This window comes from Kitasatospora sp. MAP12-44 (genome assembly GCF_029892095.1).
Classification (GTDB): Bacteria; Actinomycetota; Actinomycetes; order Streptomycetales; family Streptomycetaceae; genus Kitasatospora.
Genome location: NZ_JARZAE010000004.1, coordinates 3,950,902 through 3,965,535, shown reverse-complemented (window position 1 = coordinate 3,965,535; position 14,634 = coordinate 3,950,902). Strand labels below are relative to the sequence as shown.

Genomic DNA, 14,634 nt, shown 5'->3' with positions numbered 1-14,634 from the left:
CGGTGATCCAGGGAGCGGAGCGCACCGTCGCCTGCCGCGGCTTCACCGACCCGGCCACCGAGCGTCCCGTCCGGGCGGACACCCGCTTCGAACTCGGCTCGATCACCAAGACCTTCACCGCCCTGCTGCTGGCCGAGATGGTGGCCAAGGGCGAGGTGCGGTACGACGATCCGATCGACAAGTACCTGCCGGCCGACGCGGTCCCCGGCTATCCGCGGGAACGTCCGATCACCCTGCTGCACCTCGCCACCCACACCTCCGGCCTGCCGCGACTGCCCGTCGGCCTGCTGCCCAGCGCGATGCCGCAGTGGTTCACCCGGCCCTGCGCCACCTTCAACGCCGCCCACCTGCTGCGCTCGCTGGCTCGTACGCCCGTTCGTGGTACGCCCGGTGTCCAGGTGCGGTACTCCAGTCTTGGGTGCGGCCTGCTCGGGATGCGGCTGGAGAACGCGGCGGGCACCCGGTACGAGGATCTGCTCGCCGCTCGGGTCTGCGGTCCGCTCGGCCTGGTGGACACCTCGTGCGGGCCGGCCCAGGAGTCGGTGAGCGGCTACCGGCGCGGCCGACGGGTGCCGTCCTTCCGGATCCCCGCGCTGCCGGGCGCGGCGGCGCTGCGCTCCAGCGCGGACGACATGCTCCGCTACCTCCAGGCGCACCTGGCGCTGGACGCCGCGCCGGGGGGGTCGGCCCGGCCAGTCCCGCGGCGTCGACCAGTCCGCGTTCGTCGCCGATCCCGCGCTGCGGACCGCGCTGGGGGACGTCCGACGGCCGCGGGTGGCCTGGCGGCTGGCCGGCACCCGGGTCTGCCTGAGCTGGAAGCAGCGCTCGGTCGCTGCGGACGACGGCGCCCCGGCGGGCGGCGACGCGGTGGACCAGGTGGTCTTCCACGAGGGCAGCACGCGCGGCTTCGTCGCCTTCGCCGGCTTCGACCCGGTGGCCCGAACGCGGGCCCGGAGCCGCCGACACACGAGAGGCCGCCCCCGCACTGCGCGGGGGCGGCCTCCTGCGTGACCGGTGGATCCGGGGCTCAGTCCTCGCTGCCGGCGGTCGGGAGCTGGGACTGGATGAGGCTCATGACGGAGGTATCGGCGAGGGTGGTGACGTCGCCGACCTCGCGGTTCTCGGCCACGTCGCGCAGCAGGCGGCGCATGATCTTGCCGGAACGGGTCTTGGGGAGCTCGTTGACCACCAGGATCCGCTTGGGCTTGGCGATCGGGCCCAGCGTCTTGGCGACGTGGGCGCGCAGGTCGTCGATGAGGGTGTCGTCCTGGGTGGCCGTGCCGCGCAGGATGACGAAGGCGACGATGGCCTGGCCGGTGGTGGCGTCGGTGGCGCCCACGACGGCGGACTCGGCGACCTTGGGGTGGGAGACGAGGGCGGACTCGACCTCGGTGGTGGAGATGTTGTGGCCGGAGACGAGCATGACGTCGTCGACGCGGCCGAGCAGCCAGATGTCGCCGTCCTGGTCCTTCTTGGCGCCGTCGCCGGCGAAGTAGCGGCCGGGGAAGCGCGACCAGTAGGTGTCGATGTAGCGCTGGTCGTCCCCCCAGATGGTGCGCAGCATGGAGGGCCACGGCTCGGTGAGGACGAGGTAGCCGCCGGAGCCGTTGGGGACCTCGTTGGCCTCGTCGTCGACGACGGTGGCGGCGATGCCGGGCAGGGCGCGCTGCGCGGAGCCGGGCTTGGTGTGGGTGACGCCGGGCAGCGGGCTGATCATCATGGCGCCGGTCTCGGTCTGCCACCAGGTGTCGACGATCGGGGTCTTGGAGGCGCCGATGTGCTCGCGGTACCAGATCCAGGCCTCGGGGTTGATCGGCTCGCCGACGCTGCCCAGCACGCGCAGCGAGGACAGGTCGAACTTGGCGGGGATGTCGTCGCCCCACTTCATGAAGGTGCGGATCGCGGTGGGCGCGGTGTAGAGGATGCTCACCTGGTACTTCTGGACGATCTCCCAGAACCGGCCCTGGTGGGGGGTGTCGGGGGTGCCTTCGTAGATGACCTGGGTGGCGCCGTTGGCGAGCGGCCCGTAGACGATGTACGAGTGGCCGGTGACCCAGCCGATGTCGGCGGTGCACCAGTACACGTCCGACTCGGGCTTGAGGTCGAAGACGGCGTGGTGGGTGTAGGAGGCCTGGGTGAGGTAGCCGCCGGAGGTGTGCAGGATTCCCTTGGGCTTCCCCGTCGTCCCCGAGGTGTAGAGGATGAACAGCGGGTGCTCGGCGTCGTGCGCCTCGGGCGTGTGCTCGACGGACTGGCGTTCGGTGATCTCGTGCCACCAGACGTCCCGACCCTCGGTGAACGCCACGTCCTGGCCGGTGCGGCGCACCACCAGCACATGCTCCACCTGCGGGCACTTGGCGAGGGCCTCGTCGATGGCGGGCTTGAGCGCGGAGGGCTTGCCGCGCCGGTAGCCACCGTCTGCGGTGATCACCAGCTTGGCGTCGGCGTCCTGGATCCGGGAGGCCACCGCGTCGGCGGAGAACCCGCCGAAGACCACGGAGTGCGCTGCACCGATGCGGGCGCAGGCGAGCATCGCGATGACGGCTTCGGCGATCATGGGGAGGTAGATCGCGACGCGGTCGCCGGTGGCGACGCCCAGTTCCTGCAGCGCGTTGGCGGCGCGGGAGACCTCGTCCTTGAGCTGGGCGTAGGTGATGGAGCGGCTGTCGCCGGGCTCGCCCTCGAAGTGGATGGCGACGCGGTCGCCGTTGCCGGCTTCGACGTGGCGGTCGACGCAGTTGTAGGCGACGTTGAGTTTGCCGTCGGCGAACCACTTGGCGAACGGCGGGTTGGACCAGTCGAGGGTCTGGGTCGGTTCGACGGCCCAGTCGAGTCGGCGGGCCTGCTCGGCCCAGAAACCGAGGCGGTCTTCGGAGGCCTGCGCGTACGCGGCCGCGGTGACGTTGGCGGCGGCGGCGAGCTCCGCGGGCGGGGCGAAGTGCCGATCCTCCTTGAGCAGGTTGGCCAGGCTCTCGTTGCTCAACGCGAACTCCTCAGCGAGTCTCTTCATGGCGCTTTCCCCCCGGGGAGAAGCTCCAGTCTTGTGGGTTTCCCTTGGGTGGGATTGTCCCGTGTGTCCCAGCGAACAGCTCACCAGGCAACGAGGCGGTTGACAAGGGGCCCTCGAATATTGGTGTAGACCTGTTGGTATTGGCGCCGGTTCCCCTGCCCGACGCGGTGAGCTTGGATTCTAGGGCCGCTGCTTTACTCGGGCCGATCCGGGATTGTGCCCCGATCGTCCTCCGATCGTCGTCGTGCCGAGCCTTGACGCTCGTAACTCCCGGTACTCCACTGGAATCACCAGCCCGCTGAAGCCCTCGCGGGTCCGCCATCAAGGTTTTCTGCTCGTAAGCCTGTCGTAATGTCAGCCTGCCGTAACTGCACGGTGGTCCCTCAACCGCGTGACGTACCGTCGCTGTCGCTCTCCGGCCGCCGCGCCGCGCGGCCGCTGTCGGCCGCCGTCGGCCGCGTTCGTCCGGGGGAGTGGGCGCAGTGCGGCGCGGCCTTTCTGGAGAGGCCAGCCATGCCGGAATCGTCTGCCGGTCCCACCCCTGACCCCGCATCCGCCCCGCTGCCGAGACCGGGCGACTTCGCCGTCGTCCGTATGCATAGCGCCACCGGTGCCCTCATCCATGTTGGACAGTGGCTCAACGGCGACGGCTTCGCCGACTTCGAGCACGCCTTCGTCCTGGTGGGGGACGACGAGCTGGTGGAGGCCGAGCCCGGCGGGGCGCGCCTGACGCCGCTCTCGGCCTACGACCCCAGCGCGCTCCGCTGGTCGGCCGGCCACATCGTGCTGACGAGCGATCAGCGTGCGGCGATAGTGGCGGCAGCGCACCGCTACGTCGGCGTGCCGTACAGCTTCCTCGACTACGGAGCCTTGGCGGCGCACCGCTTCCGGCTGCCGGGCAGTGGGCTTCTCAAGGGCTACGTCGCCGACACCAGGCACCAGATCTGCTCCCAACTGGTCGACCAGTGCTACCAGGACGCCGGGGTCCACCTGTTCCGCGACGGCCGCTGGCCGGGCTACGTCACCCCGGCCGACCTCAACGGACTGCTGGGCTAGCGGCCCGGGTCGGACCCGGGCCGATTGAATCTGCCAGATCCGTCTGAATGCCAGCTCCGTCGGCCGCCCTGAGCTTCGCGGGGCGGCCGACGTTTGCGTGCCCTCTTGACGCGGGCAGGAGCGGGCGGCACCATCTGGCTGTGGTTAGGAAACTTTACTAACCACAGCCCTTGATCGTCCCGGTTCTCACGGCGTCCCGGCCCCCATTGCCTCGCGGCACCTGGCCGTCCGTGGATCTGAAAGGTTGTCATGAACAATCATTTCCGGTTCGGTGCCCTGGCGCTCGCCGCTACCGCCCTCCCGTTTGGCCTGACCGCGGTCACTGCTGCCCCTGCCCAGGCCGCGACCGCGTTCCCGGCGCACTACGCCGCTCCGTACCTGCAGATCGGCGGCGGCGACACCGGCGACCTGGCGGCCGACCGCAAGGCCAGCGGAGTGCAGGACTACACCTTGGCCTTTCTGACCCCGAAGTCCGGATGCACCCCGATGTGGGAGGACGGCAACGACTCGCTCGGTGCCTTCACCTCGCAGGTCAACGCCTTCAAGTCGGCCGGAGGCAACGTCATCATCTCCTTCGGCGGGGAGTCCGGAGGTGAGCTCGCCCAGACCTGCACCTCGGTCTCCAGCCTGACCGCCGCGTACGCCAACGTCGTCAAGACCTACGGCGTGACCAGGCTCGACTTCGACATCGAGGGCAGCGTGCTGGACGACACCGCCGCCAACTCCCGCCGCGACCAGGCGCTCGCGGCGCTGCAGAAGGCCAACCCGTCGGTGCAGGTCGACTACACGGTGCCGGTCGACCCGACCGGGCTGGAGTCGAACGCCCTCAACCTCCTCAAGGACGCCAAGAGCAAGCGCGTCTCCGTCAACCTGGTGAACATCATGACCATGGACTTCGGCGACGGTCAGAACGCACTGAACGACGCCGAGTCGGCGGCCAATGCCACGCATGGACAGCTGGCCGGAATCTACGGCGGGAGTTCCGCCCAGGTCTGGGCGAAGATCGGGCTGACGCCGATTGCCGGGCACAACGACGACAACGAGAACTTCACTCAGTCCAACGCCACGACCCTGGAAAGCTTCGCCGCTGCCAGGGGCGTTCAGGAGCTGTCCTTCTGGGAGGTCGACGGCTACGACAAGGCCACCGGCTACGCCTACTCGAAGATCTTCAACAAGATCACCTCCTGATCTTCCGGCCGAAGCACGTCGGTTGATCGCCGGTCAGGCCGCGCTGGCGATCTCCCGTGCCCCCGCTACCGCGGCGAAGCGCCCGGTGGCGGGGTCGAGGACATAGGCCTGTGCGGTGGCGAAGTCGAAGTACATCCCGACCAGCCGCAGCGTGCCGGCCTGGACGCACTGCTCGACTGCCGGATTGGCCATCAACTGATCGAGTTGCTGCACCACATTGGTGATACACAGCTGCTCGACCTCGTCGGCGACCGGGCGATCCTCGAACTCCGCGGGCACCCGGGCGAGCCGCGCCAGCGCGCCGCGCCCGTTGCGGAGCCACCTGGCCAGCGGCGTCGGTTTGCCGGGCTGATCGTGTACCCCATTGAGCAGGGCCTTCATCGCCCCGCAGCCGGAGTGGCCGCACACGGTGATGCTGCGCACCTTCAGCACCTCGACGGCGTACTGGACCGCGGCCGCCACGGAGTCGTCGGCCGCGCCGGGCTCGTACGGCACGGGGACCAGGTTGCCGACGTTGCGAACGGTGAACAGATCACCCGGACCGCTGCTGGTGATCATGCTCGTCACCATCCGCGAATCCGCGCAGGTCAGGAAGAGCTGGGATGGCGTCTGACCCTCCCGGGCCAGCCGCGCCAACTCGGGGCGGACCAGCGGTGCGGTGTGCGTCTGGAATCCGCGCACACCGTCCAGCAGCCGCCCGTGCGGGTCCTCCTGCTGATCGATGCAGTGATGGCCCACCCAGGGAGTCCAGGCACGGCAGCGGTGCGGGCCGGTCGAGCTCCCGGAGCGCACGGTGCCGTCAGGGTCCAGCGCTTCTTCCTCGGGTCGCTCGGTCACCATCGCCACCTGGCCGCCCCTGGCGATGTGCCCGGCTCGCCACGCGTGCAGCGTCTCGTAGGCCGCGTGGTCGAGGAACGAGCCGTCGTGGCAGACCGACACCCGCGAGCCGATCGGGATCGAGCCGAGTGTCCTGGTCAGCCGAGGCACCGTGACGAAGGTCAGCGGGCCGTGCAGCTCCACCCCGTACGAGCCGTCCGGTCGGGCGGTGACGTCCACATGTGCCCGGGTCAGGCGGTAGAGGGCGAGCAGTATGGCGGTCGCGCCGCCGAGTGCCACGCCGAGTGGCACGTCGAGCAGCACCACGCCCAGCACGGTGGCCAGATACACCGGGAACTCCCGATGCCGGTGCACCCGGCGGATGTGCGCGAAGCTCACCATCTGGATACCGACCACCATCACCAGCGCCGCCAGGGCCGCCAGCGGAATCCGTCGCAGGCCGCCGGTCAGCGCGAGAGCCGCCAGTAGTACCCAGACCCCGTGCAGCACGGCGGACCACCGAGTACGGGCCCCGGCCCGGACGTTGGCCGAACTGCGGACCGCACCACCCGCCACCGGCAGGCCGCCGAGCGCTCCGGTGAGCATGTTGGCGATGCCCTGCCCCCGCAACTCCCGGTCGAGGTCTCCGGCGCCACCGCTCAGCCGGTCCACGGCGACGGCGCAGAGCAGGGACTCGACGCCGGCCACGGCCGTGACGGTCAGGACGGCGCCGAGGACGCCGAGCACCGAGCCGTGCGGCAGGGCGGCGAGATCGTGTTCGTGCCAGTCCGGCAGTTCCACGCGGGCCAACTGGAAGTCGAAGGCGATGGCCAGCGCGGTGCCGCCGGCCACGGCCACCAGGGCGGCCGGCACTCGGCTCAGCCAGGAGCCGATCTGCCCGGCCCGACCCGGGAGTTGAGGGAGTCGCGGCCACCCGTACAGGACCGCGATCGCCAGCAGTCCCACGGCGAGTGCGGGCAGGTGGGGGCCGGCGAGTTGGGCCGGCAGAGCCCGAAGGTTGGCCAGCGCGGAACTCTGCGGTGAGCCGCCGAGCACCAGGTGCAGCTGGGCCACCGCGATGGTGATCCCGACGCCGGCGAGCATCCCGTGCACCACGGCGGGGGAGACCGCCAGTGCTGTCCGGGCCACCCGCAGGGCGCCGAGCAGCAGTTGGAGCAGGCCGGCGCCCACCGTGATGGCGCAGGTGGCCCGCCAGCCGTACTGCGCGATCAGTCCGGCGGTGATCACGGTAAGCGCGGCTGAGGGACCGCTGACCTGGAGCGGCGTACCACCCAGCAGTCCGGCGGTGATGCCACCCACGGCTGCCGCCACCAGGCCGGCGGTCAGTGGCGCCCCGGTTGCCAGCGCGATCCCGAGCGAGAACGGGACGGCGATCAGGAACACCACCAGGGAGGCCGGCAGGTCCTGGGTCACGGGCAGCGAGGATCGCAGCCGGGCCAGCCGCGGGCTGAGCCGGCTGGGGGACAGGCTCAGCGGCCCGGTGCCGGGCGGCGCGTGGCTGTCGTGTGCGGTGTCGGCGGAGGGAGGAGTGCTGTCGTAGGTCATGGCTTCCCGTCTTTCCGGGGGAACGAACGCAGTCAAGTCCGGTGGCGCTTCTAGGAATCGGATCGGCTGTCGTGGGTCGCAACGGTGGGGCGGGATGGCGCGGGCGTTATGCCGACGGGTGGAGGCGGCCCGTGTGCCATCGAAACTCTGGTTCACCAAGACTTGGTAAACCGCGAGTAATGGAAGCTTCGCATAGCGTAAGTATGTGCGGGAGCCTTCTGGCTGAGATTCACCCCTCCGAGTGAAGGCCAGGACAGGGTGTGACCTGCGGGGGTCCCATCGCGAGCCCAGAGCTCTCATGCCGGACGGCCGGTGCCGCACCCGGTCCTGGGTGCAACACCGGCCGTCCGGCATGGCGGTAGCCCGTTCGGGCCCTGGCTGGTCGGATCTGCGAGCGGTCAGACGGGCGCGCCCGCCGCGTCGCGCGTCGCGGCGCAGGCTTCCCGACCGAGCACGAACTCCGGGTCCACCTGGGTCGCCAGGTCGATGCCGGTCTTCGCATTGCCCCAACTCTCGGCGTTGCGCAGGTGGAAGTGGACGGCCTGGCGGGTGTACCGGTCGGCATCCCGGTCGTCGTACGCGGCGTCGGCCTGGCTCTTCAGCTCGGCCAGCACCGCCCGGTTGGCGGGCTCCAGCGAGCTCAGCGCCGGCTCCGAGCCCTGTTCCAGGCGACGCACCCACTCCGAGCGGCCGAAGGTGGTCAGCAGGTCGTCGCCCACCTCGGCCCGCAGGAAGGCGAGGTCGTCGGGGCCCTCCACCTTGTTGCCGATGACGCGCAGGGCGACCCCGAAGTCCCGGGCGTACTCCTTGTACTGGCGGTAGACCGAGACCCCTTTGCGGGTCGGCTCGGCGACCAGGAAGGTCAGGTCGAACCGAGTGAAGAGGCCGGAGGCGAAGGAGTCCGAGCCGGCGGTCATATCAGTGACCAGGTACTCGTCCTGGCCGTCGATCAGGTGGTTGAGCAGCAGCTCGACGGCGCCGACCTTGGAGTGGTAGCAGGCGACGCCGAGGTCCTGCTCGGCGAAGGCGCCCGTGACCAGCAGTCGCACCGACCCCTCGTCCAGGGCGACCGGGCGCGCGCAGGACGCGTAGATCGGGTTCTCCTCCACGATCCTCAGCAGACGCGAACCACGCCCGGGCGGCGTGGTCTTGATCATGGCCTCGGCCGAGTCGATCCGGGGATTGCTTCCGCGCAGATACTCCTTGATCTCCGGAAGCTGGGCGCCGAGTGACGGGAGGGTAGCGGCCTGATCATCTGTCAATCCCAGCGTTGGGCCGAGATGTTGGTTGATATCGGCGTCCACCGCGATGACGGGGAGTCCTTCGGCGGCTAGGTGGCGGATGAACAGTGCCGACAGTGTGGTCTTGCCACTGCCGCCCTTGCCGACGAAGGCGATCTTCATCTGGATTCCCGGCTTTCGCTCCGCCGATCGCCCTGGTTGAGCGTCGACCCCAACTTGTTGGCAACCGTTATCGTCACGGATAGCGGTCATGCTAGCGAGGGTTTAGAGCGCCGCGCCCGAGGGAAGCAACGATTGGCTCGAATGGGTGATGGCGGGGTTGCTGTGCAGAGCGTGGCCGGGGAGTCGTTACTCTCGGGTAGGTGAGCACTGGAACAGATCCGCTTGCCCCGCTGGCTGAGCTCCCCGGGGTTCCCGAGTCCGTCGCCGAGGTCCGTAAGGCCATCGACCGGCTGTACGGCCACCGGGTGATGCGCCGCCGCGCGGCTGAGGTCACGTCGGAGGCCGCCCTGCGCGGCGCACGGGCGTCCGCCGCGCTGGACGGTGCGGACTGGCCGCTGGAGGAGGTCCGTCGGCGCAGCGACTTCAGCGCCGGCCGGGAGGATCGGGCGGTCGGCGGCGCGCTGCGGATCTCCGCCGAGGCCGGGCAGCTGCTGAGCGTGTGGCGGACGTCCCCGCTGCAGGTTCTCGCGCGCCTGCACCTGCTGGCGGCCGGCGACGCAAGTCCTGCGGCGGGACGGCCGCGGCAGGCCGGCGAACCCGTGGAGGAGCTGTTCCCGCTGGAGCTGAGCGCCGCCGAGGGTGTTGCTGGCGCGCCGACCATCGGGGCACTCGCTGCCGCCCTGCCGACGAGCGAGGCGTCGCTGCCCGCCGCTCCGTCCTCCGACGAGGTCGCCGCACGACTGGACCAGCTCGCCCAGCTGCTGGCGGCCCGCCCGTCGTCGGCGTCCGGTGGCGCGCCGACCCTGGTGAAGGCCGCGGTGGTGCACGGGGAACTGCTCGCCCTGCGCCCCTTCGGGACGCACAACGGTCTGGTCGCCCGGGCCGCGCAGCGGATCGTGCTGATCGCCGAGGGGCTGGACCCGAAGGCGATCTGCCCGGCCGAGGTCGGGCTGGTCGAACTCGGAACAGCCGCTTACCGGCAGGCGTTGTCCGGATATCTGACCGGCACTCCGGAGGGCCTTGCCCGCTGGATCGCGCATTGCGGCATGGCGTTGCGGCTCGGCGTTCGAGAGAGCACCGCGGTGTGCGAGGCGATGCAGCGCGGGATGGTCTGAGCCGTCAGGTGGCTCTCCGGCACAGAGTTGGGGCGACCACAGAGTTGGGCCGACTACAGAGTTGCGGCGACACCCTGACTGCTGATGTCGCCGCTGGTACAGCGTTCCGGGTGACCATGCGTGCACCGGATGTGCCCATCAGGCGGGGATCCTGCCCGTTCGCCTGGTGCGGCGGCCCGATTGGCGGGTCGGCTGCACGTGGGTGCTCAGAAGCTGTACGCGGTCCGTGGGCCTGAACTGCGGTGTCGGTCTGACCTCTTCGGGTCCTTCCGGGTCTCGCGGGCCGTGAGTCCTTTGTATCTCGGATTGAGGTGAAAAGGAACTCGAAGGGCGAATTCTTTACCTTTTGTCCGATTCGCGATGCTGCCGACGCCGGCCCGGTCGGTGGCGCCGGCGCGAGTCAGTCGGCTGGCTGTCGGCGCTTGGCCAGCTGCCAGACCAGACCGGCTGTCACGGCTGCTGTGCTGATCGCGACGGCGGCCACGACCGTTCGACTGGGAGCCTTGAACTCGGGCAGTCTGCGGTGCAGTTCGATCGGCCGGTCGAAGACCAGCACCGGCCAGTCGCGGGCGGCCGCCTCCTTGCGCAGGCTGCGGTCGGGGTTGACCGCCGAGGGCCTGCCGACCGCTTCGAGCAGCGGCAGATCGGTGATGGAGTCGCTGTAGGCATAGCACTCGGCGAGGTCGTAGCCCTCCCGCAGGGCCAGGTCGCGGATCGCGGCCGCCTTGTTCTCGGCGTACGCGTAATACTCGATCTCGCCGGTGTAGCACCCGTCCTCGATCTTCAGGCGGGTGGCGATCACCCGATCGGCGCCGAGCATCGCACCGATGGGCTCGACCACCTCGGACCCCGAGCTGCTGACGATCACCACGTCGCGTCCGGCGGCGTGGTGCTGCTCGATCAGCGAGGCCGCCTCCTCATAGATCAGCGGATCGATCAGCCCGTGCAGGGTCTCGGCGACGATCTCGCGCACCTGCTGGACGTTCCAGCCGCGGGTCAGGGCGGAGAGGTACTGCCGCATCTTCTCCATCTGGTCGTGGTCCGCGCCGCCGACCAGGAAGACGAACTGGGCGTAGGCGCTCTTGAGTACGGCCCGACGGTTGATCAGACCGCCCTGGTAGAAGGGCCGACTGAAGGCCAGGGCACTCGATTTGGCGATAATCGTCTTGTCGAGGTCGAAGAAAGCCGCCGTGCGGGCCGGTCCGACGAACGGGCGCGGGCCGAGCAGCCGGTCCGCCGGGTCGGTGTCGGCGGCGGGCGCGGCGACGCCCTGCTCGGGCGGTTGCGGGGTGCTCACATCGACGGCTGCTGCGGCCTGCGGGGCGGCGTCCGATCCGGAGCTGTCGCCATCGTCGGCGATGTCGGCGTTCTCGCTGGTGTCCACAGGAACCGAGGATAGAGGCCCGTCCCAGAGGGGCCGCCATTCGGTGGACTAGGGGGTGTGTGGGTTTGTGTTTCTGGCCGCTCGGGTACACCATGGAAGTCACGGATCGTTCGCGACCGTGCTAACCCGGTCCGGCTCCTCCCCCCCGAGTCGGACCGTGGATAGACGACCCCCGCTCTCCCCCCCCGGCGGGGGTCGTCGCATGTCCGGGGCCATTTTTCAAGGCTCAGCGGCCGGCGGTTGCGGTGGTCAGGGGGCTGGGGGCACGTCTGTGGACCTGCGCATCGGGGCACCTCTGTCGCACTTGTCGGTCACTCTGAGTAGTCGATTGCTCAGTGTCATCGGCACACCCCAGGGGCTGTCAAATTGATGGCCAAGACCGTCTCGCGCGAGTGAAACGGGTCCTAACGGGTGGATCTGATAGTCCACACCCCGGGGGTTATCCACAGGTTTTCAAAGGGGGGCTGACGGGTTCCGGAAGCGGCGGCACTGTGAGGGCCAGCGAATCCCATCCTCATCGCTGAGCCGACCGACCCGCTCCCGCTCTGCCGCCTCCAGCGGCGATGCCGTGCGCGGCCAACGGCCCGTCAGCGAGCATCCCGCTCCGGGGAGGCAGTCATGCCGACACCGATCACCGACCAGTACGACCGTACGCCCGAGGACTCTGAGCCCTGCGGGCCGCTCATCCTCACTGAGGACGAGGCGTTGGCCGAGCACCTCCTCCGTCTCTGCGCGGCGGCCGGGACGGAGCCGCAGCTGCTCTCCGGCGCGCCGCCGCCTCGCCACCTGTGGGAGAACGCTCCGCTCGTGCTGGTCGGCGACGACCTGTCCGAGCGCTGCACCGGGCTCGCCCGGCGCGCCGGCGTCCTGCTGCTGGGCCTGGATCTCGACGACTGCGAGGTCTGGGTCAGAGGCGTCCAACTCGGCGCCGAACAGGTGCTGTTCCTCCCCGACTCGCAGGCCTGGCTGCTCGATCGGATCGCCGACGCGGTGGAGGGCGTCGGCGTCCCCGCGCTGACCGTGGCCGTGCTGGGCGGGCGAGGTGGAGCCGGGGCCTCGACGCTCGCCTGTGCTCTGGCTGTCACCGGGGCCCGTGCCGGGCACCGCACCATGCTGATCGACGGGGATCCGCTGGGCGGCGGGCTCGACATCCTGCTCGGGGGCGAGGCGGCGGCCGGGTTGCGCTGGCCCGACCTTGTGGGATCCCGCGGCCGGGTGAGTGGCGCCGAGCTGGCCAAGGCCCTGCCGACGTTGCACAGCCTCACCGCGCTCTCCTGGGACCGCAGCGATTCGCTGCTGATCCCGCCCGAGGCCATGCGAAGTGTGCTGGCCGCTGCCCGGCGTCGAGGCGGCCTGGTGGTGCTCGACCTGCCCAGACACCTTGACCCGGCTGCTTCGCAGGCCCTGGAGCAGACCGACACCGGGCTGCTCGTGGTCCCGGCCGAGCTGCGGGCGATGGCCGCGGCGGGCCGGGTTGCGGCCGCGGTCCGGATGCGCCTGAGCGATCTGCGTGCGGTGATCCGGCTGCCGGGGCCACTGGGGCTCGACAGCCAGGAGATCGCCCAAGGCCTGGGGCTGCCGCTGGCCGGCGAGCTCCCGCACGAGTCGGGCCTGACGGTCGACGTCGAGCGCGGCACGCCGCCGGGCCTGCGCCCGCGAGGCCCGCTCGCCCGATTCTGCACTGCCTACCTCGAGGAAGTCCTGCCGCCCACCGTCCTTGAAGGAGGAACCCCCTCATGAGTAACAGGATGAACTTCACCCGGCACCCCTCGGAGCGTCACATCCCCTGGCAGGCGCGTCCCAGCCGGGCCAGGCCGCGCCCCGCCGCGCCGCTGCGCCGGCGGTCGGGTCCCGTCGCCGGGGTTGGCCCCGGGCGAGGGTCGGACCGCGAGCAGGCGGCGGCCCTGATCGATGCCGTGCGGCTGCGGCTGGCCGAGGCCGGTGTCACGCCGACCAGCAGTTCGGTTGCCGCGGCCTTGCGAGCCGCACGGCCGCCGTTGGGTGGCGACGACGTGCTGCACACCGTGCGCACCCTGCGCTCCGAGCTGGTCGGCGCGGGTCCGCTCGATCACCTGCTCTCCGCGCCGGACGTGACGGATGTGCTGGTCAACGGCCCGAGCGAGGTGTGGGTCGACCGCGGCGGCGGGTTGTCCCGGGAGAGCGGGATCAGCTTCCCGGACGTCGAGGCGGTCCGTCATCTCGCTCACCGGTTGGCCACCGCCGCGGGTCGCCGGCTCGACGATGCCAGGCCCTGGGTCGATGCCAGGCTGCCCGACGGGACGCGACTGCATGCCGTGTTGCCGCCGATCGCGACCGGCTGCACCCACATCTCGCTGCGCGTCTGCAGGTCGAGGCCGTTCACCCTGGACGAGCTGGTGGCGGCCGACGCCCTGCCCGCGACAGGTGCGGAGCTTCTGCGTGCCATCGTGCGTGCCCGACTCTCCCTGCTGATCACGGGTGGGACCGGGACGGGCAAGACAACGTTGCTGGCTGCCCTGCTCGGGCTGGCCGGGGCGGGTGAACGGATCGTCATCGCCGAGGACTCGGCGGAACTGCGGCCCGCCCACCCGCACGTGGTACGGCTGCAGAGTCGGCCGCCCAACCAGGAGGGGCTGGGCGAACTCACCCTGCGCGACCTGGTCCGACAGGCCCTGCGGATGCGGCCCGACCGCATCGTCGTCGGTGAGGTCCGGGGCGTGGAGATTTGCGAGCTGCTTGCCGCGCTCAACACGGGCCATGAGGGCGGCTGCAGCACGGTGCACGCCAACTCGGCGGCCGATGTGCCGGTCCGGTTGGAGGCGTTGGGGGCCATGGCGGGCCTTGAGCGGCTCGCTCTGCACAGCCAGCTGCGAGCGGCTATCGATGTGGTGATCCATCTGGTGCGCGACCCGGCGACGGGCCGGCGGCGGGTGGCGGAGGTGCACACGCTGGTCGGCGACCGAGCCGGGCTTGCGGTCACCGTTCCTGCTGTGGCCTTCGCCCAGGACGGCACGGTCTCCCGTGGCGATGGTTGGCAGCGCCTGGAGCGGCTCTGCACCGAGCGGGGTGTCGTGATGACCAGGGCAGTCCGATGAGCGCACACGACGCGCAGGCGGT

Annotated in this window: 10 protein-coding genes; 6 read left to right on the top strand and 4 right to left on the bottom strand. The window is 70.5% G+C overall.

All coding sequences use genetic code 11. The annotated features are described in order from the left end of the window. Positions 1-774: 774 nt before the first annotated feature. Entirely contained in the window at positions 775-1,011 is a 237-nt protein-coding gene (locus P3T34_RS18510; RefSeq protein ID WP_280667143.1) for a hypothetical protein, read from the top strand. Positions 1,012-1,027: 16 nt separating this feature from the next. Here the strand turns inward: P3T34_RS18510 and acs are convergent, their stop codons facing one another. After that, a complete protein-coding gene (gene acs / locus P3T34_RS18505) occupies positions 1,028-2,983 on the bottom strand; it encodes an acetate--CoA ligase (RefSeq protein WP_280672209.1) in 1,956 nt (651 codons plus the stop codon). 540 nt (positions 2,984-3,523) lie between these two features. Here acs and P3T34_RS18500 point away from each other — a divergent pair. Together P3T34_RS18500 and P3T34_RS18495 are read left to right on the top strand one after the other, a co-directional pair. Beyond that, complete coding sequence (locus P3T34_RS18500; RefSeq protein ID WP_280667142.1) at positions 3,524-4,066, top strand: hypothetical protein; 543 nt, start codon at positions 3,524-3,526, stop codon at positions 4,064-4,066. A 249-nt stretch (positions 4,067-4,315) separates the two neighbouring features. Next, positions 4,316-5,254, top strand: coding sequence for a chitinase (locus P3T34_RS18495; protein WP_280667141.1), 939 nt, complete (start codon positions 4,316-4,318; stop codon positions 5,252-5,254). A 33-nt stretch (positions 5,255-5,287) separates the two neighbouring features. Here the strand turns inward: P3T34_RS18495 and P3T34_RS18490 are convergent, their stop codons facing one another. Further along, positions 5,288-7,636, bottom strand: coding sequence for a bifunctional SulP family inorganic anion transporter/carbonic anhydrase (locus tag P3T34_RS18490; protein ID WP_280667140.1), 2,349 nt, complete (start codon positions 7,634-7,636; stop codon positions 5,288-5,290). A gap of 398 nt (positions 7,637-8,034) precedes the next feature. Further along, positions 8,035-9,039 (bottom strand): ATP-binding protein, encoded by a 1,005-nt coding sequence (locus tag P3T34_RS18485; protein WP_280667139.1) that lies wholly within the window; start codon positions 9,037-9,039, stop codon positions 8,035-8,037. A 200-nt stretch (positions 9,040-9,239) separates the two neighbouring features. Here P3T34_RS18485 and P3T34_RS18480 point away from each other — a divergent pair, with 200 nt between their 5' ends. Then, positions 9,240-10,154: a Fic family protein gene (locus tag P3T34_RS18480; protein ID WP_280667138.1), complete on the top strand. Its 915-nt coding sequence runs from the start codon at positions 9,240-9,242 to the stop codon at positions 10,152-10,154. A 400-nt stretch (positions 10,155-10,554) separates the two neighbouring features. Here the strand turns inward: P3T34_RS18480 and P3T34_RS18475 are convergent, their stop codons facing one another. Then, a complete protein-coding gene (locus P3T34_RS18475) occupies positions 10,555-11,382 on the bottom strand; it encodes an HAD-IB family hydrolase (protein ID WP_280672207.1) in 828 nt (275 codons plus the stop codon). A 774-nt stretch (positions 11,383-12,156) separates the two neighbouring features. Here P3T34_RS18475 and ssd point away from each other — a divergent pair. Further along, the gene (gene ssd, locus P3T34_RS18470; protein WP_280667137.1) at positions 12,157-13,278 is read left to right on the top strand and encodes a septum site-determining protein Ssd; all 1,122 of its coding nucleotides are present in this window, start codon (positions 12,157-12,159) and stop codon (positions 13,276-13,278) included. Next, positions 13,275-14,612, top strand: coding sequence for a TadA family conjugal transfer-associated ATPase (locus P3T34_RS18465; protein WP_280667136.1), 1,338 nt, complete (start codon positions 13,275-13,277; stop codon positions 14,610-14,612). Before ssd ends, P3T34_RS18465 begins: the two co-directional genes overlap by 4 nt. Positions 14,613-14,634: the final 22 nt, after the last annotated feature.